The organism is Bradyrhizobium sp. 170 (assembly GCF_023101085.1).
Taxonomy (GTDB): domain Bacteria; phylum Pseudomonadota; class Alphaproteobacteria; order Rhizobiales; family Xanthobacteraceae; genus Bradyrhizobium.
Window position 1 is genome coordinate 6,324,307 of record NZ_CP064703.1, and the last position, 22,246, is coordinate 6,346,552.

The window sequence follows — 22,246 nt, forward strand, 5'->3', positions numbered from 1 at the left end:
CCATCGCTCCGCCCGAAGAAAGAATGGATTGCTTCGTCGCTTCGCTCCCCTTGCGCAAACGCTTCGCGTTTGTCGCAGGCAATGACGACGCGGCGGCACTCTACTTCCTTCCCGCCAACTCCTTCGCGCGCGCCCCGAACATATTCTTCCGCGCCTCCTCATCGAACGGCTCCTTGACGAACTTGCCGATCGCGAGCCCCGCTTGCACCTGCGGCCGCGCGCGCACGTCAGCGTACCAGCGCTTGACGTTCGGGTAATCGTCAAGCGTAAAGCCCTGCGCCTTGTGGGTCATGGTCCATGGGAAGCATGCGATGTCGGCGATCGAATAATCGCCGGCGACATAGGCGCCGGTCTTGCCCAATTGGGTATCGAGCACGCGGTAGAGCCGCACCGCCTCGTCGCGGTAGCGCTCGATCGCGTACGGGATTTTCTCTGCCGCATAGAGCGCGAAATGGCCGTGCTGGCCGAGCATGGGCCCGAGCCCACTCATCTGCCACATCAGCCATTCCATGACGCGAGAGCGGCCCCGCGTTTCCTTCGGCAGGAAGCGCCCGGTCTTGTCAGCGAGGTAGATCAGGATCGCCCCGGTCTCGAACACCGGGATCGGCTCGCCGCCATCGCCAGGTGCGCGGTCGACGATGGCCGGAATGCGGTTGTTCGGGCTGATCGCCAAAAATTCCGGCCTGAACTGCTCGCCGGCCCGGATGTTGACTGGAATGACCTGATAGGGAAGCCCGAGTTCCTCCAGCATGATCGAGATTTTCCAGCCGTTGGGCGTCGGCGCGTAGTGCAGGTCGATCATGGCTCCCCTAGCTGCCGATGCGGAATATTCCCCACAATGCCGACTTTCGTTGTTCTGTACCTCGATCATAAGACATGGCAGACAGGCGCTCAATCAGAACCGACCGGGAGGCTCCCATGCTGTTTCCAACCACCATCGCAGGCTCGTTGCCGAAGCCGGAATGGCTGGCCGAGCCCAATACGCTCTGGGCCCCCTGGAAATCCAAAGGCGACGAGCTCGCCCGCGCCAAGCGCGACGCCACCATGCTGGCGGTGAAGCTGCAGGAGGATGCCGGCGTCGATATCGTCACCGAGGGCGAGCAGGCCCGGCAGCATTTCGTCCACGGTTTTCTGGAGAAGGTCGAGGGCATCGATTTCGCCCACAAGGTCGAGATGGGCATAAGGAAAGACCGCTACAAGGCGATGGTGCCGCAAGTGGTCGCGCCGTTGACGCTGAAGGGCCGCGTCCATGCCGATGAAGCCCGCGTCGCCCGCACCCACACCACCCGCAAGCTGAAATTCACCCTGCCCGGGCCGATGACGATCGCCGACACCGTCGCGGACAAATATTACGGCGACAAGGTCAAGATGGCGTTCGCCTTCGCCGAGTTGCTCAACAACGAAGCCAAGGCGCTGCAGGCCGACGGCGTCGACGTGATCCAGTTCGACGAACCCGCCTTCAACGTGTTCATGGATGAAGTCTCCGACTGGGGCATCAAGGCGCTGGAGCGTGCCGCCGAAGGCCTGACCTGCACCACCGCCGTGCACATCTGCTACGGCTACGGCATCAAGGCCAATACCGACTGGAAGGAAACGCTCGGCAGCGAGTGGCGGCAGTACGAGGATATTTTCCCGGCGATCGCGAAAAGCCCGATCCAGCAGGTCGCGATCGAGTGCCGTAATTCGAAGGTGCCGCTGGATTTGCTGGCGCTGCTCCCCGGCAAGGTCGTCCAGGCCGGCGTCATCGACGTCGCCAGCGACACGGTGGAGACCGCCGAGGATGTCGTGAAGGTCATTGAGGCGGTGTCGAAATTCGTGCCGAAGAGCAACATCGTCGCGACGACGAATTGCGGCATGGCGCCGATGCGGCGCGATATCGCGGAAGCAAAGCTGGCGGCGCTGGGTGCTGGCGCGAAGCTGGCGAGGGAGCGATTGGGGTAGCTCCGTCATTGCGAGCGAAGCGAAGCAATCCGTATCGCCGCTTGCGGAGGTATGGATTGCTTCGTCGCTTCGCTCCCTTGCGCAACGCTTCGCGTTTGTCGCAGGCAATGACGACCGAAAGAATCTAACCCGCCACACTCGGATGCAGCACCGGTCGATACCCTGCACCCAGTGCGCGCAGCGTTGATGGTGGCGTCAGCAGCATCGCGTCCTCGATCGCTCCATCCACCATCTGATAGCCACCCATCGACCATTGCAACGCCCTGCCCTGCACCATCAGAAAGCTCTCCTCACCTCGCTGCACCATCGCGCCGTCGGGCAAACGCTCCACCGGTACAGGCAGTGGATGCAACCGCTTCTTCCTGCGCTCCAGCCTCTCGCCATGCAACACACTGTCCATCTCCCGCGCGCGAATATCCGCAACGCCATTGCCCTTCTCCCACGCTGCGCGAAACCGGTTGGCATCGTCGCGGCGGCAGAAGAAGCATGGGCGGTGGCCGGCCGCGAATGCGGTTGCCTCGTCGAGAAAGAACAGCTCAGTCCAGCTCCGCCCACCCATCACCTTGCGCCGCCAGCCCCTGAACTCGCAGACGCAGGTGATCCAGGCCGGGCTCGACCAGCGTTTCTTCAATAACGTCTTCGTCGCGGGATCGTGGATGATGCCGCGGTTGCCGGTGAACAGGCCGCGATGCGGGGTGGCGATGATGTCGCCGGTGGGCGTGACGCGGTTTTGAAGGGGCATGAAAGGCTCAGTCGTTAGCCACGTCAGTCATTGCGAGAGCAGTGAAGCAATCCATCTCTCCCCACCCGCGGCGGTATGGATTGCTTCGTCGCTGGCGCTCCTCGCAATGACGGTGGTTGGATCACCCCCCCGCCGTCACGGACGGATCGGCGGCTGGAACGACAGCGCAGTATCCCAGGGAAAGTGGATCCAGGTATCCTGCGACACTTCGGTGATAAACGTATCAACCAGCGGCTTGCCCTGCGGCTTGGCGTAGACGGCCGCGAAATGCGCGTCCGGCATCATCGAACGCACCAGCCGCCCAGTCTTGCCGGTGTCGACGAGGTCGTCGACGATCAACAGTCCCTTGCCCGTGCCGCCGCCGAGTTTTGCCACCTCAGTCGAAACGCCCTTGAGCGCCTGCAGGTCGCCCTGCCTTGTGTGGTCGTAGCTGGCGATGCAGACGGTATCGATGATGCGAATGCCGAGTTCACGCGCCACGATGGCCGCCGGCACCAGCCCGCCGCGGGTAATCGCGATGATGGCGTGAAACGGCCCGACCTCGTTGAGCCGCCAGGTCAGCGCACGGCAATCCCGGTGAAACTGGTCCCAGGAAACCGGAAAGGCTTTCTCCGGCGGCGGAGTGGCTTTTTCGCGCTCCATCACGAACGCGCTCCAGAACAGGTGGTCACTTTTGTTCTCCTGATAATGATGACGTTGCCATATCGCTGGTCGCCAACCACCCTGGTTGTTCGTACACCAGCCGCCGCTACCGGGCGGCGATGTTCAGGTTCGCCAGCATCTCCTTCACCGCGGCCATCGCGGCGTTGAGCTTTTCGGGATCGCGGGAGCGAACGACGAGGTTGGTATTCGGCTTCTTGTCCTCGTCCATGAACGGATAGCTGCCGATGATGGTGTCCGGGTGCGCATTGGCGATCTCCCGCAGCGGCCCGCCGATGTCGCCTTCCCGCGCATTGGCGCGGACCGAGTCCGAGAGCATCCGCACGCCCGACTTCAGCTTGGGAGCGACGATGTCCATCATTGCCTGCATGATCGATGGGATGCCGGCCATCACGATGACGTTGCCGAGCTTGAAGCCCGGCGCCAGGATGGTGGCGCTCTGGATCAGCTCGGCGCCATCGGGGACGCGCGCCATGCGCAGCCGCGCCTCGTTCAGATCCTGCTCGGTCCAGCGCTCGCGGAAGCGCGCCACCACCTCCGGGTGATGGTCGATGCGGACGCCGAACGCCTTCGCAACACTGTCCGCGGTGATGTCGTCGTGGGTCGGCCCGATGCCGCCGGTCGTGAAGACGTAATCGTAGCGATGCCGCAGTGCATCAAGGGCGGTGATGATGTCGGGTTCGTCGTCGGCGACGACGCGGACCTCCTTGAGGTCGATCCCGATGTTGGTCAGGTACTCGGCGATGAAGCCGATGTTCTTGTCCTTGGTCCGGCCGGACAGGATCTCGTCGCCAATGACCAGAATACCCGCCGTGACGATCTCGCTCATGACTTCTCCCCACCTGTCCCCGTACCTTGCGCAAGCAACGCATTCAAGTCACGGGGTTTGCTGCCGAAATAAGCACCCGGCAGCCCTTTTTTAGGGCAGCGCGGCAGGCTACCCACACGAAATGCCGCAAGCCAATGCATATCGCGCTGGCCCGAGCCTTGCTACCATCCCGTGAAGTCATGCACTGTGCCGCATGGCTTCGAGAGATAGTCAGGATTTATGGCAGTTGCCTTCGATGAAATGAACGGGCCCGGCGGCGACCTCCGCCCGGCCTATCGGGAGCTCTCCCGCTGGCTGAAGGAGACGCCTCCGGACGCCCTGGAATATCGCCGGCAGGAGGCGGAACTGCTGTTCCGCCGGATCGGCATCACCTTCGCGGTCTATGGCGACGCCGAAGCCCAGGAGCGACTGATCCCCTTCGACGTGATCCCGCGAATCATGGCGGCCAAGGAATGGACGCTGCTGGAAAAGGGCCTGAAGCAGCGGGTCCGCGCGCTCAACATGTTCCTGCGCGACATCTATCACGGCCGCGACATCCTCCGCGCCAACATCATTCCCGACGACCTGATCTTCCAGAACCCGGTGTTCCGCCCGGAAATGAACGGCCAGAGCGTGCCGCACGACGTCTACGTGCACATCGCAGGCATCGATATCGTCCGGGTCGACGCCGACAATTTCATCGTGCTGGAGGACAATGCACGGACGCCCTCCGGCGTCTCCTACATGCTGGAAAACCGCGAAATCATGATGCGGCTGTTTCCGGACCTGTTCGCCCGCCACCGCGTGGCGCCGGTGGAGCGATATCCCGACGAACTGCTCTCGGCGTTGCGCTCGGTGGCGCCGTTCTCGGCCTCGGCGGAGCCGACGGTCGCCCTGATGACACCCGGCGTCTACAATTCCGCCTATTACGAACACTCCTTCCTCGCCGACAAATTGGGGATCGAGCTGGTCGAGGGCCGCGACCTCATCGTCAAGAACGACGAGGTGTTCATGCGCACCACCGAGGGCCTCAAACGCGTCGACGTGATCTACCGCCGCGTCGACGACGATTTCCTCGACCCCCTGACCTTCCGCCCGGATTCGGCGCTCGGGGTGCCCGGGCTGATGTCGGCCTATGCGGCCGGCAACGTCACGCTGGCGAATGCGGTCGGCACCGGGATTGCCGACGACAAGGCGATCTATTCCTACATGCCCGAGGTCGTAAAATTCTATCTCGGCGAAGAACCGATCCTGAAGAATGTGCAGACCTGGCGCTGCCGCGAGCCGAAGGATCTGGCCTACGTGCTCGACAATCTGAGCGAACTGGTCGTGAAGGAAGTCCACGGCTCCGGCGGCTACGGCATGCTGATCGGTCCCGCCGCCACCAAGGCGACGATCGAGGCGTTCCGCGACAAACTCAAGCGCGAGCCCGAAGGTTTCATCGCCCAGCCGACGCTGGCGCTCTCGACCTGCCCGACCTGCACCGCCTCCGGCCTCGCGCCGCGCCATGTCGATCTGCGGCCGTTCGTGCTGACCGGCAGCAAGCACGTCACCATCGTACCGGGCGGGCTGACGCGGGTGGCGCTGAAGGAAGGCTCGCTGGTGGTCAATTCGAGCCAGGGCGGCGGCACCAAGGACACCTGGATACTGGACGAATAGAGAGCGAAATTTTCGTATGCTGTCGCGCACTGCCGAAAATCTGTACTGGCTGGCCCGCTACGTCGAGCGCGCCGAATATATCGCGCGCACCATCGACGCGACCTTGCGCGTCACCGCACTTCCCGCCGCCTATATCGGCAAGACCAATGAGTGGGAATCGGCGCTGCTGACCGCCGGCGTCAGCGCGAGCTTCTACGAGGCCTATCAGGAAGCCAACGAGCAGAACGTCGTCGAGTATCTGGCGTTCTCGCCGTCCAACCCCTCCTCGATCAAGAACTGCATCGAGGCCGCGCGGCTCAATTCGCGCTCGGTACGAACCGCGCTGACCTCAGAGATGTGGGACACCATCAACTCGGCCTGGATCGAATTGCAGGAGGTCTGGGGCAAAGGCACCTCCAGCCGCGAGGAACTGGCGAGGTTTCTACGTTTCGTGCAGGAGACTTCACTGCGGTTCGACGGTTCGGCCTACCGGACCATGCTGCGCAACGACGCCTACTGGTTCTCGCGGCTGGGGCTACATCTGGAGCGCGCCGACAACACCGCCCGCATTCTCGACGTGAAGTATCACGTGCTGCTGCCCGAGGAGGAACACGTCGGCGGCCCGCTGGACTACTACCAGTGGACCTCGATCCTGCGCTCGGTGTCGGCGCTGACGGCCTATCACTGGGTCTATCGCGAGACGCTGAAACCTTGGCTGATCGCCGACCTTTTGATCCTGAACGACACCCTGCCGCGTTCGCTGGCGAGCTGCTACAGCAACCTCGTGCGCAACCTCGACCAGATCGGCGTCGCCTATGGCCGCCAGGGCGCCTCCCAGCGCCACGCCCGCGGCGTCCGCAACCGGCTCGAACACAGCCATATGGACGATATCTTCCAGCACGGCGTCCATGAGTTCATTCAGGAATTCATTTCGGATAATGCGCGGCTCGGTGAGATCATCACCCGGCAGTATTTGATTTAAGCTTCTGGAGAGCCATCGCGCAGCCTTTGAATGTTTCCCCATGAGCCTGGTCGCCCTCGCGGCACAGCCTTGTGCTATTCTCAAGCCTGATACATGGGAGGAGCGCATGAGAAAGCTAGCTCGGGCTTTCTGCACTTCACTTGTGCTGGCGGCAACGTCGGCCCTCGCGGGACCTGCGGACGAGGCCAGCGCAATTGTCGATCAATGGTCGGCAACCTACAGCGCCAACGATCGTAATGCCCTGGTGAAACTCTACGCTCCGGACGCCCTGCTTCTCGGGACGACCGACCAGGCTGCGACCCGCGGGACCGAGGAAATCCGGGAATATTTCGTGGCCCTTGACAAGGGTGGGCGCAAGAACACCATCAAGGAGAGAGATGTGATTGTTCTTGGTCCCGAGGCCGTAATTGTTGTGGGGTTCTACGATTTTGCGCGAAAAGAGCAGAATTACGAACCCCGCCCTTCTCGCTTCACGATGGTAGTCGTGAAGCGAGAAGGCCGTTGGATGATCGCGCATCACCATTCCTCGCCGCGAGCCGCGACCAGGCAATAGACAAGTTTACGCTGTCTGGGCAGACTGCTATGCCCGGGCAAGACGATCCGAACCGGGTTCAACCATGCGCCTGCGAATTGCCCATTCCACCAGCTATCGCTACGAGCCGCCGGCCTCCGGCGTGATCCAGATCCTGCGCATGACGCCCGGTAGCCATGACGGGCAGTATGTCGCCGAATGGCAGATCGACGTCTCAACCGACTCACGGCTCGACATGCACCAGGACGCGTTCGGTAATGTCACGCATGTCTTGACGCACGGGCCGATCGCCGACCTCACCATCCGTGTCGAGGGGCTGATCGAGACCCACGACACCGGCGGCGTGCTGCGCGGCACCGACGAGCGGTTCCCGGCGAGCCTGTTCCTGCGCCAGACCGCGCTCACCGAAGTCAATCCGGCGATGGCGACGTTTGCCCGCGAGCTGCGCTCGGAGTCCGACGGCGACGTGCTCGGCTTCCTGCATGCGCTGATGGTGCAGATCAACGAACACATGACGTTCGACGAGGACCCCACCAATTCGGGCACGTCGGCGGCCGAAGCCTTTGCGCTCAAGCGCGGTGTCTGCCAGGACTATGCGCACATCTTCATCGCCTGCGCCCGCTCCGGCGGCGTTCCGGCGCGCTTCGTCTCCGGGCACTTCCTGCGCTCTGACGGCACCGTGCACCAGCAGGCCGGCCACGCCTGGGCGGAAGCCTTCGTGCCTGACCTCGGCTGGGTCGGCTTCGATGCCGCCAACGGCCTCTGCACCACCGACGCCCATGCCCGTGTCGCCATCGGGCTCGACTACCTCGGCGCCGCGCCGGTCCGCGGCACCCGCTATGGCGGGGGTGCGGAGACGCTGACGGTGGCGGTCCGGGTCGAGCAGGCCGGGCGGCCGGGCCAGTGGCAGAGCCAGTCGCAGTCGTAAAGCACTCTCTCTCCGTCGTCATTCCGGGGCTCGCGAAGCGAGAGCCCGGAATCCATCGCGAGGCGGCCCCCCGCGGTGAGATGGATCCCGGGTTCGCGCTAAGCGCGCCCTCAGATGCGCAATTGCGCATCGTAGATGACGGCCTTTCGGCCGTCACTTATCCAGCCAGACGTCCTCGAACCGCAGATTGTTGTACTGGCTGTTGTCATGCGGCCGGAAGTTCTTCACATGGGGTTGCCAGCAATTGCCGGCCGATGAGTGCAGGATGATCGGCCGCGCGGCGTCCTCAACCAGCAGCCGCTCGATGTCCCAGACCATCTTCCTGCGCTTTTCCTTGTCGAGCTCGCTCGATTGCGCGGCCAGCAGCCGGTCGACCTCGGCGTTGCAATACTGCGTGTAGTTGCGCTCCGACTTGCAGGAATAGTTCTCGACGATGTTGCCGTCGGGATCGTCGACGCTGACGCCGGTGACGTTCAGTCCGATCGTGTAATCCTTCTTTGCCAGCCGCGCGTACCAGCGCGGCGTGTCGAGAATGTCGAGCTCGCTCGTGATGTAGATCTTCTTGAGCTGGTCGGTCAGGATGACAGCGGGATCGCGATAGGTCGGCAGGTTCCGGGTCTGGATCTTGATCTGCAGCGGTTTGGCGTCGCTGTAGCCGAGCTTCTGCATGATCGCCTGCGCCTCGGCGATGTTCTTTTCGGCATCCGGGCCGTAGCCGGTCAACAACGACACCATTTCCGGCGGCATGCCCCACTCGCCTTCGGGCTTGGCCAGCATCGCCCCGCCCATCCGCGCCATCCCCTCCATCAGGATGGTGTTGAAGGGCTTGCGGTCCAGCGCCAGCGACATGGCCTTTCGGATATCCGGATTGTCGAACGGCGGATTGACGCGGTTGACCATCAGATTGATCTGGGTTCCCGTGCCCGTCATCTCGCAAATCGCGTGCGGCGCGCGCGCCTTGATGTCCTTCATCAAGGGAATGCTGACGTCGGAGGGAAAGGTGATGTCGTAGTCACCGGTGGCGAACGCCAGCATGCGCGTGGCGCGGCTGTCGATCATGCGGAACGTAATCTCGTCGAGATAAGGCCGGTCCTTCTTCCAGTAATCGGAATTGCGCACCAGACGCACCGACTCGCCGCGCCTGAACTCGACGAATTTGAAGGGGCCGGTGCCGACAGGCTTGGTGCGCATCACCTGCTGCGGCACATGACAGGGATAGACCGGCGAAAACGCGCTCGCCAGCAACACCGGCAGGCTCGGCTGCGGCTCGCTCAGCTCGAAGGTCGCCTCATAATCGCCGTTGATGCTGACATCCTGCAGCTTCGTGTACCAGACTTTTCGCGGATTGCGCTTGAAGTCCTGGGTCTCGGTCTTCCCGATCAGCATCCGCCAGGTGCACTGCACGTCCTTGGCCGTGAACGGCTGGCCGTCATGCCATTTCACACCCTGCCGCAGCTTGAACGTCAGTTTGGTGTTGGTGGAATCCCACGACCAGCTTTCGGCCAGATCCGGAATGACGGTGTCGATGCTCTCATGAACCCTGGCGGGATCGAACACCACGAGATTGTTGAAGATCGCCGCGAACGGCGTCACCGAGGCGATCGTCGCTTCCTCATGCAGCGAGGTCGAGGGCGGATTGTCGTTGTGATAGAGCCGCAGCGTGCCGCCTTTTTTCTGCGCTGCGGCGGGGCTTGCGGCAAGCAGCACGACGCAAAGCAGCGCAGCCATCGACCCGGTTGATCCGCCTGACATGGTGCTGGCGCGCATGGTGCCCCCCTCCCCGGAGATTCTTGTTCTTATGGGAGAGGCAGCGTGCCGGAGACGGCTCGCCTAATCAATACTCGCAATTGCGATAGTTCGACGCCTCGCACGCGTCAGCCATTGCCCGCCCCTGCGAGATTTCGGCCGGCGTCATGGTTCCCGAAACCGCACGCAATTCCGCCTTGGCCTTGGCATCGCCACGCTTGGCGGCAAGGCTGAACCACATGAACGCGCGGGCCGGGCTCTGCACCGTCCCCTCGCCCTTGCGGTACATCAGCCCGATCTGATTCTGCGCCTTCGGATTGCCCGCTTCCGCCAGCGGACGGAACAGCCGGATCGCCGGCACATAGTCGCCGCGGTTGTAGGCCACCATGCCGTCTTCCCATGGGCCGGCCTGGGCGCCGGCGGTGCCCACGAGCAGCGTTGCCGCGATCGCGCCAATCAGAGCTGGTTTCCGCATGCCTTCCCCCGCCCATGGATGCGACGGCTTTTTTACCCGTTCGGCGCATGCCGCGCCACGGGAATTGGGGTTGGACGCCACCTTGAAATTGGCTACTAGAGCCTTGTCGGTTCTGATTGCATCAGAACCGGGCTCTAGTGTCTTGCTTGACGCGTTTTCTTCATGCGAACCGGTACCCACTTCGCTCGAAAACGCTATGCTTTGGCGCCGAAAAAATCGGGCGCGTTCGGGGATCGGGAATGACCTATTGTTGCGGAATTCTGGTGCGGGACGGTCTCGTCATGATCGCGGATACCCGCACCAATGCCGGCCTCGACAACGTCTCGACCTTCCGCAAGCTCCATATCTTCAGCAAGCCCGGCGAGCGCATCATGGCGATCGCCAGCGCCGGCAACCTGGCGATCAGCCAGTCGGTGCTGTCGACATTGACCGAGGGCATCGAAGATCCCGACACCGGCGAGATCGAGACGCTGATGAACGCGCCGACCATGTTCCAGGCGGCGCAGCGCATCGGGCGGGCGATCCGCCTGGTCCATGCCACCGAAGGCCCGGCGCTGCGGTCCGAAGACGTCTCCTTCGACGTCTCCTTCCTGTTCGGCGGACAGATCAAGGGCTCGCGTATGCGGCTGTTCATGGTCTATACCGCCGGCAATTTCATCGAATGCACCACCGACACGCCCTATTTGCAGATCGGCGAGCACAAATATGGCAAGCCTGTGCTCGATCGCGCGATGCACTACGACGTCGAACTGTATGAGGCGCTGAAGACCGGCCTGATCTCGATGGATTCGACCATGCGCTCCAATCTCGGCGTCGGCCTGCCGATCGACGTTCTGGTGGTGCGCACGGATGCCTGCGAGGCCGATCTCAACCACCGCATCGAGGCGGGCGAGCCTTACTTCCACGACCTGCGCTCGCGCTGGTCGGCGGCGCTGCGCGCGGCGCACCAGAATATTCCAAGACCACCCTACAAATCCGAAACAGAAACAAAAAACTGAAGGCGAGGAAACAATGGCCGACGCAACAAACAAGATCGCGATCGTTACCGGTGCCGGCACCGGCGTCGGACGCGCGGCATCGCTGGCGCTGATGAATGCCGGCTTCACCGTGGTGCTCGCCGGGCGGCGCATGGAGATGCTGGAAGAAACCAAGAAGCTCGGCGACAATGTCGGCAAGAGCCTGTGCGTGTCCGCCGACATGACCAACCCCGGCTCGATCGCAGCTTTGTTCGCCAAGGTGATGGACACCTATGGCCGGCTCGACGTGCTGTTCAACAATGCCGGGATGGGCGCACCGCCGGTCAACTTCGAGGATCTCAGCCTCGAGCAGTGGCAGGCGGTGGTGAACACCAACCTCACCGGCCCCTTCCTGTGCACCCAGCACGCCTTCCGCATCATGAAGGACCAGAACCCGCGCGGCGGCCGCATCATCAACAACGGCTCGATCTCGGCGCACGCGCCACGGCCGTTCTCCGCGGCCTATACCTCCACCAAGCATGCGATCACGGGCCTGACCAAGGCCAGCAACCTCGACGGCCGCATGTACGATATCGCGGTCGGCCAGGTCGACATCGGCAATGCTGCGACTCCCATGACGGACCGCATGGTCGCCGGCCCCGGCGTGATGCAGCCCGATGGCACGACGAAACACGAACCGCGCATGGACGCGAAGGCCGTCGGCGATGCGGTCGCCTACATGGCCGGCCTGCCGCTGGATGCCAACGTGCTGTTCATGACGGTGATGGCGACGAAGATGCCGTTCGTGGGACGGGGGTAGACAAACCCACCGCCGTCGTCCCCGCGAAAGCGGGGACCCATACTCCGCGGCGCTGATTGAGTTACGAGGCGTCTACCGTTCGTGTTCACACGAGAGATCACGCGGTATGGGTCCCTGCGTTCGCAGGGACGACATGCTGAGGCTTCGTAACGCAACCAGCCCACCCTTACTCCAGCCGCTCCACCTTCCGCAGCGCCGGGAACAACTTCATCCACAGCAGCGCGATCGCGATGGTGCCGACGCCGCCGAGCACGGCGGCCGGCACGGTGCCGAACAGCGCCGCGGTGACGCCGCTCTCGAACTGGCCGAGCTGGTTTGAGGCATTGATGAAGAGGAAATTGACCGCGCCGACCCGGCCGCGCATCTCGTCGGGTGTCGAAAGCTGCACCAGCGAAAAACGGATCACCACGCTGATCGTATCGGCCGCGCCCAGCACCGCCAGCGCCAGCACCGACAGCCACATCCACTGCGAGAGAGCGAACACGACGGTCGCCGCGCCGAACACGATCACGGCCTGAAACATCCGTAATCCGATATGTCGGTTGATAACGTAGCGCGCCAGCACGATCGTCATCAGCAGCGCCCCGATCGCGGGCGCGGCGCGCAGGATGCCGAGGCCGAGCGGACCGGTCTGCAGGATGTCGCGGGCATAGATCGGCAGCAGCGCCGTGACGCCGCCGAGCAGCACGGCGAACAGATCGAGCGAGATGGTGCCGAGGATCGCCGGATTGTTGCGGATGAAGCGGACGCCGGCAAATACATCGTCTGCCGTCGCATCCGGCTTCGCAAGCTCCTGCCTCGTCATATGGATGAAGCCGGTCAGAACCGCGCCCGCCAACCAGAAGGCGACGATGACGAAATAAGGCAGGCTTGGCGCGAACACATAGGCCAGCCCGCCGAGTGCAGGCCCGGTGATGGTCGCGACCTGCGCCGCGCCGGAGGAGATCGCGGTCGCGCGCTGCACCGAACCTTTGGGCGCGATCAGCGGCAGCAGCGCGGCCGTGGCGGGGCTCTCGAACGCGCCGGCGATCCCGATCACGAAGGTGGCGATGAATATCTGCGGCACGGTGAGCCAGCCGGCAAAGGTGCTGACGGCCAGGAACAGCGCCGTCGCCGCTTCCGCGAGTTGGCAAAGCTGGACAACGCGCTTGCGCTCGAACCGGTCGGCGGCATGGCCGGCGACGAAGACAAGCAGCGCCGTGGGCAGGAATTGCACCAGCCCGACCATGCCGAGCTGAAAGGCGCTGCCGGTGATGTCGTAGATCTGCCAGCCGATCGCGACCGCCGCAATCTGGCTGGCGAAGCGCGAAAGGCTTCGCGACAACAGGAAGAACAGGAACGGCCCGTGCCTGAGCAACTCGCGGGCGCCCACCGGCATCGTCGAGGACATGGGCAAGAGCGGTGGCCGAGCGCGATGCCGATGTCAACGGGCAGGCCCGCAACACGGCATTGCGTGGCCGCCCGGCGCTGGCATAATCGCTCCTGGGGTTGGCGGGGGATTCATGCTGCAACTGCAATCGGGGTTCGGCGTTCTGGCGTTGCTGGCGATCGCATGGGCGCTCAGCGAGAATCGCCGCGCGGTGTCGTTGCGGCAAATGGCGGTCGGGCTTGCGGTCACCGTCGTCACGGCGCTGGTGCTGCTCAAGCTGCCGCCGGTGGCAAGGGCGTTCGGCGCCATCAACGACGCCGTCAACACCGTCTCGGCGGCATCCCGCGCCGGCACGTCGTTCGTGTTCGGTTATCTCGGCGGCGGCGCGCTTCCATTCGACCTCAAGGCGCCGGGCGCGGATTTCATCCTGGCGTTTCAGGCCCTGCCGATCGTGCTGGTCATGAGCGTTCTGACGACGCTGCTGTTCTACTGGCGCATCCTGCCGCCGATCGTGCGCGGCATGGCATGGCTCCTGGAGCGCACGCTCGGCGTCGGCGGCGCGGTGGGGCTGTCGACCGCGGCGAATATCTTTCTCGGCATGGTCGAGGCGCCGCTGTTCATCCGCCCCTATCTCGCGCAACTCACCCGCAGCGAATTGTTTCTGGTGATGACCGGCGGCATGGCCGGCATCGCCGGCACCGTGCTGGTGCTCTACGCCACCTTCCTCGCGCCGCTGATACCGGACGCGGCGGCGCATTTTGTCATTGCATCCGTGCTGAGCGCGCCGGCGGCCATCCTGATCAGCCTGATCATGGTGCCGGAGACTTCAGACAAGCGCACCGGCGGATCATTGGAAGATCCCGACATGCAAACCTCGAGCACCATGGATGCGATCGTCAAGGGCACTACGGCCGGGCTTGAGCTGCTGCTTAACATCGTCGCCATGCTCTTGGTGCTCGTCGCGCTGGTCTATCTCGCCAACGCCATCCTCGGGCTGTTGCCCGAGATCGGCGGCGCGAAAATTTCGTTGCAGCGTCTCCTCGGCTACCTGATGGCGCCGGTGTGCTGGCTGATGGGCCTGCCGTGGCCGCAGGCGATCACGGCGGGAAGCCTGATGGGCACCAAGACCGTGCTCAACGAATTGATCGCCTATGTCGACCTGTCAAAACTCGGCGCTGACACGCTCGACCCACGCTCGCGGCTGATCATACTCTATGCGATGTGCGGCTTTGCCAATTTTGCCAGCCTCGGCATCATGATCGGCGGCCTCGGCACTATGGCCCCGGAGCGTCGCGAGGAGATCAATGCGCTCGGGCTGAAGTCGATCGTCTCAGGCACGCTGACGACGTGCCTGATGGGGGCGATCGTGGGGGTGATGACGTAGCCGTAGCCTGGATGGAGCGAAGCACAATCCGGGACACGTGTTCAATCACTCGCAGCGGCCCCGGATTTCGCGGAGCCTGTCATCGGGCGCGCGTTCGCGCGACCCGTTGGCTCCATCCGGGCTACAAGGTCAACTCGCCAATTCCACCGTCTTGAACTCCGCCGGCAAAATCACTTCCAGCAATTCGACGTCGTCCGAATAATCCATGATCAGGTGCTTGATGCGCGGCGGCTGGGTCCAGGCGCTGCCCTCTTTCATCAGCGTCTCGCCCTGACCTTCCATGTAGGTCTTCACCCAGCCCTTGAGCACGTAGACCATCTGGAATTCGACGTCGTGGTAATGCAGTTTTGAAACTTCCGCCGGATTGCAGGGACCCTGCAGGCGGATCACATGCGCCTGCGCCAGGCCGTGGGTTGCGTCAGCGATGCCGAGGTCGCGGTAATGCGCGTAAGCGCGCAGGCCGTCGGCCTTGAAATCTTCTTCGCGGTGATGGCTGATGGCGATGCGCTGTTTCGGCCGCGCCTTCCTGGCCGGTTTCGACTTTGCCGCCGCAACGCCCCTCGCCTTCTTGATGGTCTTGCGGGGTGAGGATTTGGCTGCCGTCTTGTGGCCCGACCATTTCTTCTTCACAGCGGGCTGCGCCGCGGCGCGCGACGCGACTTTCTTCTTGGCCATGGGTGCCTCCCTTTTTTGTTTGTGGCGGGAGGCTAACACAAATCGGATTTCGTAGGGTGGGCAAAGGCGCGCTTGCGCCGTGCCCACCATCAGGAGCGTGATAGAAATTGGCATGGTGGGCACGCTTCGCTTTGCCCCCTACGCCACCTCGATCAATGCAGCCTGAACACGCCATCCACCGCGCGCAGCTCGGCGGGCTTGATCAGCCTGGAATGCGCGACCGTCACGGAGAACAACGGGCCATCAAGCTTTTCCTGCCAGAAGGCCAGGAAATCCTTGAGCGCCGGAAATTTCGGGCAGAGATCGTAGTTCTGCCAGACATAGGTCTGCAGCAATGAGGGATGATCCGGCATCCGATACAGGATTTTCGCCGTCGTCAGCCCGTAACCCAGCACCTGCTTCCGGAAGTCTTCGGAAGCAACGCCAACCCGCGAGACCATGCCAAACCTCCATTGCTGGAAGCGCATTTCACGTGGTGGCCACACACCGAGCCACCCCGGCGGAGATGCGCTCACATGAGAGAAATGTGACGCACGATACCAACCCATCACAAGCCTAAATGTTTAATGAATTGTTGAAAGTTCACGCATTAGCAGCAGCTTACCGCACGTGCTAATTCGGGGGCTTGTACGGGGCCTTGGGTCCGGCCGACCCGATTAATCATGATTAATGAAATTGGCAGGCGTCATATTTGAGTGCCAATTTTTCTGCTAGAAGCCCTTGTCCCCCGAACAAGACTGGCCTAAATCAGCCGCAGCCGAGCTGGCACTCGCTGGCCCGGACTGCCAAAATTTCCAATTCTGATAACATCTTCAGAAACTTAGGAGGACTGCATGAAATTCCGTCCGCTTCACGACCGCGTCGTGGTCAAGCGCATCGACGCCGAAGAGAAGACCGCTGGCGGCATCATCATTCCGGACAGTGCCAAGGAAAAGCCCTCGCAGGGCGAAATCACCGCCGTCGGCCCGGGTGGCCGCGACGAAGCCGGCAAACTGATCCCGATCGACCTCAAGGTCGGCGACCGCGTTCTGTTCGGCAAATGGTCGGGCACCGAGGTCAAGATCGACGGTGAAGATCTCCTGATCATGAAGGAGAGCGACATCATGGGCGTGCTCGACGTCCCCGCCGGCACCAAGAAGAAGGCTGCCTAAGCGCATCGCCTGCAACGCTCACCCTGAGGAGCGCCCGCAAGGCGCCTCCCCGACAGGGTGAGAGACAAGCATCAACTCAGGGATATCAAATATGTCAGCTAAAGAAGTAAAATTCGGCGTAGATGCCCGCGACCGCATGCTGCGCGGCGTCGACATTCTCGCCAACGCCGTCAAGGTGACGCTCGGTCCGAAGGGCCGCAACGTCGTCCTCGACAAGTCGTTCGGCGCTCCCCGCATCACCAAGGACGGCGTCACTGTCGCCAAGGAAATCGAGCTCGAAGACAAGTTCGAGAACATGGGCGCGCAGATGGTGCGCGAAGTCGCTTCCAAGTCGGCCGACGCTGCCGGCGACGGCACCACCACCGCGACCGTTCTCGCGGCTGCGATCGTCCGTGAAGGCGCCAAGTCGGTTGCCGCCGGCATGAACCCGATGGATCTGAAGCGCGGTATCGACCTGGCGGTGGAAGCCGTGGTCGCCGACCTCGTCAAGAACTCCAAGAAGGTCACCTCGAACGAGGAAATCGCCCAGGTCGGCACCATCTCCGCCAACGGCGACGCCGAAATCGGCAAGTTCCTGGCCGATGCCATGAAGAAGGTCGGCAACGAGGGCGTCATCACGGTTGAAGAAGCCAAGTCGCTCGAAACCGAACTCGACGTCGTCGAGGGCATGCAGTTCGACCGCGGCTACATCTCGCCCTACTTCGTCACCAACGCCGACAAGATGCGCGTCGAATTCGACGACGCCTACATCCTGATCAACGAGAAGAAGCTCTCCAACCTGAACGAGCTGCTGCCGCTGCTCGAGGCCGTGGTGCAGACCGGCAAGCCGCTGGTCATCGTCGCGGAAGACGTCGAAGGCGAAGCCCTCGCCACCCTCGTCGTCAACCGTCTGCGTGGTGGCCTCAAGGTTGCCGCCGTCAAGGCTCCGGGCTTCGGCGATCGCCGCAAGGCCATGCTGCAGGACATCGCGGTTCTGACCGGCGGTCAGGCGATCTCGGAAGATCTCGGCATCAAGATGGAGAACGTCACGCTGCAGATGCTCGGTCGCGCCAAGAAGGTGATGATCGACAAGGAAAACACCACCATCGTCAACGGCGCCGGCAAGAAGGCCGACATCGAAGCGCGCGTGCAGCAGATCAAGGCGCAGATCGAGGAAACCACCTCGGACTACGACCGTGAGAAGCTGCAGGAGCGTCTGGCCAAGCTCGCGGGCGGCGTCGCCGTGATCCGCGTCGGCGGCGCGACCGAAGTCGAGGTGAAGGAGCGCAAGGATCGCGTGGATGACGCGATGCATGCGACCCGTGCGGCGGTTGAAGAAGGCATCGTGCCGGGCGGCGGCGTCGCCCTGCTCCGCGCCTCCGAGCAGCTCAAGCGCATCAAGACCCAGAACGACGACCAGAAGACCGGCGTCGAGATCGTGCGCAAGGCGCTCTCCGCGCCGGCCCGCCAGATCGCGATCAACGCAGGCGAAGACGGTTCCGTCATCGTCGGCAAGATCCTCGAGAAGGAGCAGTACAATTACGGCTTCGACTCGCAGACCGGCGAATACGGCAACCTGGTCACCAAGGGCATCATCGACCCGACCAAGGTGGTTCGTGCGGCGATCCAGAACGCGGCCTCGGTCGCGGCGCTCCTGATCACCACCGAAGCCATGATCGCCGAACTGCCGAAGAAGAACGCCGGCGGCGGCGGCGGCATGCCTCCGGGCGGCGGCATGGGCGGCATGGACTTCTAATCCAGCCACTCAAGGCGACTATCAAGGAATGCAAAACCCCGGCAGCGATGCCGGGGTTTTTGTTTGCCGAATTCCCTCCCCCGTCATTCCGGGGCGCGCCCCTGGCGCGAGCCCGGAATCCATAACCACGAATGCTAATTGGAGATACCGGGATAGAGATCCACCCATCCCGGATTCTGCTCTTCGACAAGCCGTATCTTCCAGTCGCGCCGCCATTTCTTAAGTTCTTTCTCGCGAGCAATCGCCGTCAGCGCATCCTCGTAAATTTCGAACCACACCAGTTTGTCGACACCGTACCGTGTAGTGAATCCAGGGACTGCCTTCGTCTTGTGCTCATATACGCGACGCACGATGTCATTGGTCACGCCGAGATACAGCGTACCGTGTTTCCTGCTGGCAAGCAGATAGACGTAGTATGCCATCACAATCTCGACCGTCATTCATTCCGGGACGCGCCGCTTGGCGCGGACCTCAGATGCGCAGTTGCGCATCGGGGAATCCATACTCCCGATCGTGGTTATGGATTCCGGGCTCGACGCTGCGCGTCGCCCCGGAATGACGAAGGATATTTTGCGATCGCTCTTCGATCAATAAAGACTGTGACGTAAATTAGCCTATTCATTACACCCCCCACGGAACACCCCCTCAATAAGGTTTGGCCCACGCATCCGCAGCGGCGATGATCTTGCCGAACAGCCGGACGAGTTCGCGCCGCTCACCCGGATCGAGCGTTTGCAGCATTTCCTTTTCGCGTTCGACAAAACTCTTGATGATCGCGGCATAGGTGCGTTGTCCGGATTCGCTCAGGTGCAAAACCTGGCGACGGCTGTCGGCAATGTCGGTCTTGCGCGTGATCAGTCCTTTTTTCTGGAGCAGCTTGACCGCGCTCGCGATGCTGGTTTTCGGTCGCCCGGTCACCGTGCTGATCTGCTGGGCGTTCAGGCGCGGCTGCCGCGTCAGGCAGAACAGGACGATCCATTCGGAGCGTGTCAGCTTGAACGACTTCTCCATCATCGCCACCAGCGGACCGACATAGAAATTGGCGATGTAGTTCATCCGGTACGCCACGGGGATTGGATTGTCCCTCAGGATCGCCTCGAGCAGCAATCCGTGAAGCACGCGTTCGCCGGGCTGCCAGCCGACATTCAACTCTTCTGTCTTGCCGGTCCTGCGCTTCGCTGCCGCTCTACCCGCCATTGCCGCCACTCAATTCCCCGCCAGAAAGGCCGTTATCGCCCGGTATAGGCTCACGTGATTCTTCTCGATACAGAGGAAATGCGAGCCGCCGGGTATTTCCAGACAGGTTTTGTTCACCGAGCCGATCGCTGATTGCAGCCGCTGCATGTCGGTCCTTGTCGAGGTGGTGTCGCGCTCTCCCCGCACCAGCAGGACAGGCGTGGTGATCGTTCGCGGATCATACAGCGGCTGGCCGTTGAACACCTCGATCAAGTCGGCAAATGCGCCGTTCGGACAACGAAACGCCGGCGGATGATGCAAGCCGGCGCGCGGATCATTGGCTGCCAGAGTCTCGAATAATTTTTCCACCACGCCATCCTCGCGCACATCGCGCGGGTCGCCGGACACATCGCCGTTCCAGCGCGCAGTGACATCGTTCCTGGTAATCAGGCGATAGGCGCCAAAATGCCCGGCCAGCCTGCGCCCGTCTGCGGGATCGCCGATCCGCTCCAGCCACATCGGGTTGTTCTCGGCGAACAGCGGCGCGTAGAGCACCAGCCTGCGAACTTCGGCGGCATGTCCGCTGGCGTACCAACCCGCGATGATCGAGCCCCACGAAAAGCCGATCAGGTCGATCGATTGAACCGAGCGTCGCTGCAGAATGGCTGACACCGCCACGCCAATGTCCGCGACGGCGTGCCGCGCCCGGGAAAACGGCGGATGTGCGTCCGGCGGCGCGTTCATCACGTCGTGCGCGACCGACGCGCCATACCCGCGAACATCGAGCGCATAGACGAAGCGGCCGCCGCTCGCGAGCTCCTGCATCAGCGAGTAACCGGCAAGCGGAAGATCGAACAGCGCCGATCCGAAAGAAGCGCCGTGCATCAGCAGCACCGGCGGATGAAGCGCCTCGCCTGCCGGCGCCATCTCCCACAGGCCGAGCGCCATCTCGCCGTCAGCCGTCTCGATCCGCAGCAATCGCTTCGTCATGGCCTTACCGCACCCGCGAAATCCTGCATCGCACCATCTCCACGCTATTCCAAGGTCTATAGTGCGACATCGTACTAATTAGTCTAATCTGGCTCCATAACAAGAAGCTGCCGGCGGCGCGCCTTGTGCCCCGAAGCAGGCTTCAAAACAGGGGGAGAAGCAACCATGCGCAACATCGCACTGGCACTTTTGTTGGCGGCGGGCACGGCGCTCGCCGCGCCTGTACCCGGCTTCGCACGCGACGCGGTGGTCGCCACGGCCTCATCGCGTGCGGGGTTCGACACGGAGAAACTGAAGGCCATCACGGGATGGTTGCAGGCCGACGTCGACAAGGGCAGGACGCCGGGCGCGGTGGTCCTGATTGCCCGTGATGGTCAGGTGGTTCTTCACGAGGCGGTCGGGTGGGCGGACAAGGACAAGAAAGTCCCGATGCAGCGCAACTCCATTCATGCGATTGCCTCGTCGACAAAGCTGATCACCACCGTGGCCGCACTTCGGCTGTTCGAGCAGAACAGATTGCAGGTCATGGCGCCGATCGCGCTTTATCTTCCCGAACTGAAGGACCTCAAAATCGAGAAGAAAGACGCCAGCGGCAATGTGACGTCCGAACTCGCCGCCCCGGCGCGCCAGCCGACGGTTCACGATCTGATGACCCACCGCGCCGGCTTCACCTATTTCTTCTTCCCGCCCAATCCGCTGCGCACCAAATACAAGGAGCTGGGCATCGATCGCGTCGACAACATGACGGCCGATGAGATGCTGCAGAAGCTGGCGACATTGCCGCTGGCTTTCTCGCCGGGCACCTCCTTCGAGTATTCGATCGCGACCGACCTGCTCGGTCATATTATTGAACGCGTCACCAAGAAACCGCTCGACGTCGCCCTGAAGGAACTGGTGCTGGATCCGCTCAGGATGAGCGACACCACGTTTCATGTTCAAGGTGACGCCGTCGCACGCTACGCGCGGCCGCTGCCGACGGACCCCGATATGTGGGTGTTCGACTGGCTGAACGTGACGCGGGCACCCAAGCGGTTTTCGGGTGGCGCGGGCATGGCATCCACCACAGGCGATTACTTCCGGCTGCTGCAAATGCTCGTCAATGGCGGAACGCTCGACGGCAGGCGCCTGCTGTCGCCGATGACCGTTCGATGGGCGCTGGCCGATCAGATCGGAACGATGCGCGGCGTCGCCCATCCCGGGGACGGCTATTCCTGGAGCCTGGTCAATCCGGTCAGGGTGAGCACCGGCGGCGCTCCGTTCCAGGGCAATGTCGGCGACCTGTTCTGGGGTGGCATCACCGGACCGCGCTACTTCGTCGACCCGAAGGAAAAGCTGGTCGGTATCGTCTTCGTGCAAGGCCCGTCGATCCGCGCCGCCTATCATGCCGAACTGAGGGCGATGGTCTACGGCGCAATGAATTCGAGCAAGGACGACAAGTAGCGACCGACTGGCAACAAGGGCGGACGGGATTTCCACGTCCAGCGCTTCAAGACGATACGCAGGGAATGCAAAACCCCGGCAGCGATGCCGGGATTTTT

At 62.7% G+C, this 22,246-nt stretch carries 23 protein-coding genes; 11 read left to right on the top strand and 12 right to left on the bottom strand.

The genetic code is table 11. The features are described from left to right. Positions 1–100: 100 nt before the first annotated feature. Positions 101–802 carry a glutathione S-transferase N-terminal domain-containing protein gene (locus tag IVB05_RS29525; RefSeq protein WP_247779460.1) on the bottom strand — a complete coding sequence of 234 codons (702 nt, stop codon included), beginning with the start codon at positions 800–802 and terminating at the stop codon, positions 101–103. Positions 803–918: 116 nt separating this feature from the next. On the opposite strand from IVB05_RS29525, the gene IVB05_RS29530 reads away from it, so the two are divergent. Continuing rightward, complete coding sequence (locus tag IVB05_RS29530) at positions 919–1,941, top strand: methionine synthase (protein WP_247779461.1); 1,023 nt, start codon at positions 919–921, stop codon at positions 1,939–1,941. 124 nt (positions 1,942–2,065) lie between these two features. Here IVB05_RS29530 and IVB05_RS29535 read toward each other — a convergent pair whose 3' ends face one another. The 3 genes from IVB05_RS29535 to IVB05_RS29545 form a co-directional block, all read right to left on the bottom strand. Continuing rightward, a complete protein-coding gene (locus tag IVB05_RS29535; protein WP_247779463.1) occupies positions 2,066–2,683 on the bottom strand; it encodes a hypothetical protein in 618 nt (205 codons plus the stop codon). Between the two features lie 135 nt (positions 2,684–2,818). Continuing rightward, the gene (gene gpt / locus IVB05_RS29540) at positions 2,819–3,325 is read right to left on the bottom strand and encodes a xanthine phosphoribosyltransferase (protein ID WP_247779465.1); all 507 of its coding nucleotides are present in this window, start codon (positions 3,323–3,325) and stop codon (positions 2,819–2,821) included. A 106-nt stretch (positions 3,326–3,431) separates the two neighbouring features. Beyond that, entirely contained in the window at positions 3,432–4,172 is a 741-nt protein-coding gene (locus IVB05_RS29545; RefSeq protein ID WP_247779467.1) for a molybdopterin-binding protein, read from the bottom strand. Between the two features lie 219 nt (positions 4,173–4,391). Between IVB05_RS29545 and IVB05_RS29550 the strand changes: the two genes are divergently transcribed. The 4 genes from IVB05_RS29550 (at position 4,392) to IVB05_RS29565 (ending at position 8,231) form a co-directional block, all read left to right on the top strand. After that, positions 4,392–5,810: a circularly permuted type 2 ATP-grasp protein gene (locus IVB05_RS29550; protein ID WP_247779469.1), complete on the top strand. Its 1,419-nt coding sequence runs from the start codon at positions 4,392–4,394 to the stop codon at positions 5,808–5,810. Positions 5,811–5,826: 16 nt separating this feature from the next. Next, positions 5,827–6,771, top strand: coding sequence for an alpha-E domain-containing protein (locus IVB05_RS29555; protein WP_214488697.1), 945 nt, complete (start codon positions 5,827–5,829; stop codon positions 6,769–6,771). A 40-nt stretch (positions 6,772–6,811) separates the two neighbouring features. After that, positions 6,812–7,324, top strand: coding sequence for an SgcJ/EcaC family oxidoreductase (locus tag IVB05_RS29560; protein WP_247779471.1), 513 nt, complete (start codon positions 6,812–6,814; stop codon positions 7,322–7,324). A gap of 64 nt (positions 7,325–7,388) precedes the next feature. Continuing rightward, positions 7,389–8,231: a transglutaminase family protein gene (locus tag IVB05_RS29565; RefSeq protein ID WP_247779473.1), complete on the top strand. Its 843-nt coding sequence runs from the start codon at positions 7,389–7,391 to the stop codon at positions 8,229–8,231. Positions 8,232–8,384: 153 nt separating this feature from the next. Here IVB05_RS29565 and IVB05_RS29570 read toward each other — a convergent pair whose 3' ends face one another. Together IVB05_RS29570 and IVB05_RS29575 are read right to left on the bottom strand one after the other, a co-directional pair. Then, positions 8,385–9,998, bottom strand: a complete 1,614-nt coding sequence (locus tag IVB05_RS29570) for an ABC transporter substrate-binding protein (protein ID WP_247779475.1) — start codon at positions 9,996–9,998, stop codon at positions 8,385–8,387. A gap of 67 nt (positions 9,999–10,065) precedes the next feature. After that, positions 10,066–10,452: a hypothetical protein gene (locus tag IVB05_RS29575; RefSeq protein WP_247779477.1), complete on the bottom strand. Its 387-nt coding sequence runs from the start codon at positions 10,450–10,452 to the stop codon at positions 10,066–10,068. Between the two features lie 239 nt (positions 10,453–10,691). On the opposite strand from IVB05_RS29575, the gene IVB05_RS29580 reads away from it, so the two are divergent. Together IVB05_RS29580 and IVB05_RS29585 are read left to right on the top strand one after the other, a co-directional pair. Next, complete coding sequence (locus IVB05_RS29580; protein ID WP_247779479.1) at positions 10,692–11,450, top strand: proteasome-type protease; 759 nt, start codon at positions 10,692–10,694, stop codon at positions 11,448–11,450. Between the two features lie 13 nt (positions 11,451–11,463). Further along, positions 11,464–12,228: an SDR family oxidoreductase gene (locus tag IVB05_RS29585; RefSeq protein WP_247779481.1), complete on the top strand. Its 765-nt coding sequence runs from the start codon at positions 11,464–11,466 to the stop codon at positions 12,226–12,228. 166 nt (positions 12,229–12,394) lie between these two features. Here the strand turns inward: IVB05_RS29585 and IVB05_RS29590 are convergent, their stop codons facing one another. Further along, complete coding sequence (locus IVB05_RS29590; RefSeq protein WP_247779483.1) at positions 12,395–13,618, bottom strand: MFS transporter; 1,224 nt, start codon at positions 13,616–13,618, stop codon at positions 12,395–12,397. A gap of 112 nt (positions 13,619–13,730) precedes the next feature. Here IVB05_RS29590 and IVB05_RS29595 point away from each other — a divergent pair, with 112 nt between their 5' ends. Then, positions 13,731–14,981 carry a nucleoside transporter C-terminal domain-containing protein gene (locus IVB05_RS29595; protein WP_247779485.1) on the top strand — a complete coding sequence of 417 codons (1,251 nt, stop codon included), beginning with the start codon at positions 13,731–13,733 and terminating at the stop codon, positions 14,979–14,981. Positions 14,982–15,110: 129 nt separating this feature from the next. On the opposite strand, the gene IVB05_RS29600 is transcribed toward IVB05_RS29595, so the two are convergent. Then, the gene (locus IVB05_RS29600; protein WP_247779486.1) at positions 15,111–15,656 is read right to left on the bottom strand and encodes a cupin domain-containing protein; all 546 of its coding nucleotides are present in this window, start codon (positions 15,654–15,656) and stop codon (positions 15,111–15,113) included. Between the two features lie 152 nt (positions 15,657–15,808). Then, on the bottom strand, positions 15,809–16,096 hold the full coding sequence (locus IVB05_RS29605) for an usg protein (RefSeq protein WP_247779488.1): 288 nt from the start codon (positions 16,094–16,096) through the stop codon (positions 15,809–15,811). Between the two features lie 393 nt (positions 16,097–16,489). Here IVB05_RS29605 and IVB05_RS29610 point away from each other — a divergent pair, with 393 nt between their 5' ends. Both IVB05_RS29610 and groL read left to right on the top strand, forming a co-directional pair. Next, positions 16,490–16,807, top strand: a complete 318-nt coding sequence (locus tag IVB05_RS29610) for a co-chaperone GroES (protein ID WP_212422108.1) — start codon at positions 16,490–16,492, stop codon at positions 16,805–16,807. Positions 16,808–16,898: 91 nt separating this feature from the next. Further along, on the top strand, positions 16,899–18,542 hold the full coding sequence (gene groL / locus IVB05_RS29615) for a chaperonin GroEL (protein WP_247779490.1): 1,644 nt from the start codon (positions 16,899–16,901) through the stop codon (positions 18,540–18,542). A 134-nt stretch (positions 18,543–18,676) separates the two neighbouring features. Here the strand turns inward: groL and IVB05_RS29620 are convergent, their stop codons facing one another. From IVB05_RS29620 to IVB05_RS29630, 3 genes are all read right to left on the bottom strand, one after another. Next, a complete protein-coding gene (locus IVB05_RS29620; protein ID WP_247779492.1) occupies positions 18,677–18,964 on the bottom strand; it encodes a GIY-YIG nuclease family protein in 288 nt (95 codons plus the stop codon). A 223-nt stretch (positions 18,965–19,187) separates the two neighbouring features. Next, entirely contained in the window at positions 19,188–19,739 is a 552-nt protein-coding gene (locus tag IVB05_RS29625; protein ID WP_247779494.1) for a MarR family transcriptional regulator, read from the bottom strand. A 9-nt stretch (positions 19,740–19,748) separates the two neighbouring features. Then, positions 19,749–20,708 (bottom strand): alpha/beta fold hydrolase, encoded by a 960-nt coding sequence (locus tag IVB05_RS29630; protein WP_247779496.1) that lies wholly within the window; start codon positions 20,706–20,708, stop codon positions 19,749–19,751. A 165-nt stretch (positions 20,709–20,873) separates the two neighbouring features. Here IVB05_RS29630 and IVB05_RS29635 point away from each other — a divergent pair, with 165 nt between their 5' ends. Further along, positions 20,874–22,148, top strand: a complete 1,275-nt coding sequence (locus tag IVB05_RS29635) for a serine hydrolase domain-containing protein (protein ID WP_247779498.1) — start codon at positions 20,874–20,876, stop codon at positions 22,146–22,148. Positions 22,149–22,246 lie beyond the last annotated feature (98 nt).

Coding starts and splice junctions, on each gene's coding strand:
- IVB05_RS29535 (WP_247779463.1), bottom strand. CDS start 2,683: ATGCCCCTTCAAAACCGCGTCACGCCCACCGGCGACATCATCGCCACC.
- IVB05_RS29590 (WP_247779483.1), bottom strand. CDS start 13,618: ATGTCCTCGACGATGCCGGTGGGCGCCCGCGAGTTGCTCAGGCACGGG.
- IVB05_RS29530 (WP_247779461.1), top strand. CDS start 919: ATGCTGTTTCCAACCACCATCGCAGGCTCGTTGCCGAAGCCGGAATGG.
- IVB05_RS29630 (WP_247779496.1), bottom strand. CDS start 20,708: ATGACGAAGCGATTGCTGCGGATCGAGACGGCTGACGGCGAGATGGCG.
- groL (WP_247779490.1), top strand. CDS start 16,899: ATGTCAGCTAAAGAAGTAAAATTCGGCGTAGATGCCCGCGACCGCATG.
- IVB05_RS29570 (WP_247779475.1), bottom strand. CDS start 9,998: ATGCGCGCCAGCACCATGTCAGGCGGATCAACCGGGTCGATGGCTGCG.
- IVB05_RS29620 (WP_247779492.1), bottom strand. CDS start 18,964: ATGGCATACTACGTCTATCTGCTTGCCAGCAGGAAACACGGTACGCTG.
- IVB05_RS29555 (WP_214488697.1), top strand. CDS start 5,827: ATGCTGTCGCGCACTGCCGAAAATCTGTACTGGCTGGCCCGCTACGTC.
- IVB05_RS29580 (WP_247779479.1), top strand. CDS start 10,692: ATGACCTATTGTTGCGGAATTCTGGTGCGGGACGGTCTCGTCATGATC.
- IVB05_RS29545 (WP_247779467.1), bottom strand. CDS start 4,172: ATGAGCGAGATCGTCACGGCGGGTATTCTGGTCATTGGCGACGAGATC.
- IVB05_RS29600 (WP_247779486.1), bottom strand. CDS start 15,656: ATGGCCAAGAAGAAAGTCGCGTCGCGCGCCGCGGCGCAGCCCGCTGTG.
- IVB05_RS29585 (WP_247779481.1), top strand. CDS start 11,464: ATGGCCGACGCAACAAACAAGATCGCGATCGTTACCGGTGCCGGCACC.
- IVB05_RS29595 (WP_247779485.1), top strand. CDS start 13,731: ATGCTGCAACTGCAATCGGGGTTCGGCGTTCTGGCGTTGCTGGCGATC.
- IVB05_RS29605 (WP_247779488.1), bottom strand. CDS start 16,096: ATGGTCTCGCGGGTTGGCGTTGCTTCCGAAGACTTCCGGAAGCAGGTG.
- IVB05_RS29565 (WP_247779473.1), top strand. CDS start 7,389: ATGCGCCTGCGAATTGCCCATTCCACCAGCTATCGCTACGAGCCGCCG.
- IVB05_RS29625 (WP_247779494.1), bottom strand. CDS start 19,739: ATGGCGGGTAGAGCGGCAGCGAAGCGCAGGACCGGCAAGACAGAAGAG.
- IVB05_RS29610 (WP_212422108.1), top strand. CDS start 16,490: ATGAAATTCCGTCCGCTTCACGACCGCGTCGTGGTCAAGCGCATCGAC.
- gpt (WP_247779465.1), bottom strand. CDS start 3,325: ATGGAGCGCGAAAAAGCCACTCCGCCGCCGGAGAAAGCCTTTCCGGTT.
- IVB05_RS29550 (WP_247779469.1), top strand. CDS start 4,392: ATGGCAGTTGCCTTCGATGAAATGAACGGGCCCGGCGGCGACCTCCGC.
- IVB05_RS29560 (WP_247779471.1), top strand. CDS start 6,812: ATGAGCCTGGTCGCCCTCGCGGCACAGCCTTGTGCTATTCTCAAGCCT.
- IVB05_RS29525 (WP_247779460.1), bottom strand. CDS start 802: ATGATCGACCTGCACTACGCGCCGACGCCCAACGGCTGGAAAATCTCG.
- IVB05_RS29635 (WP_247779498.1), top strand. CDS start 20,874: ATGCGCAACATCGCACTGGCACTTTTGTTGGCGGCGGGCACGGCGCTC.
- IVB05_RS29575 (WP_247779477.1), bottom strand. CDS start 10,452: ATGCGGAAACCAGCTCTGATTGGCGCGATCGCGGCAACGCTGCTCGTG.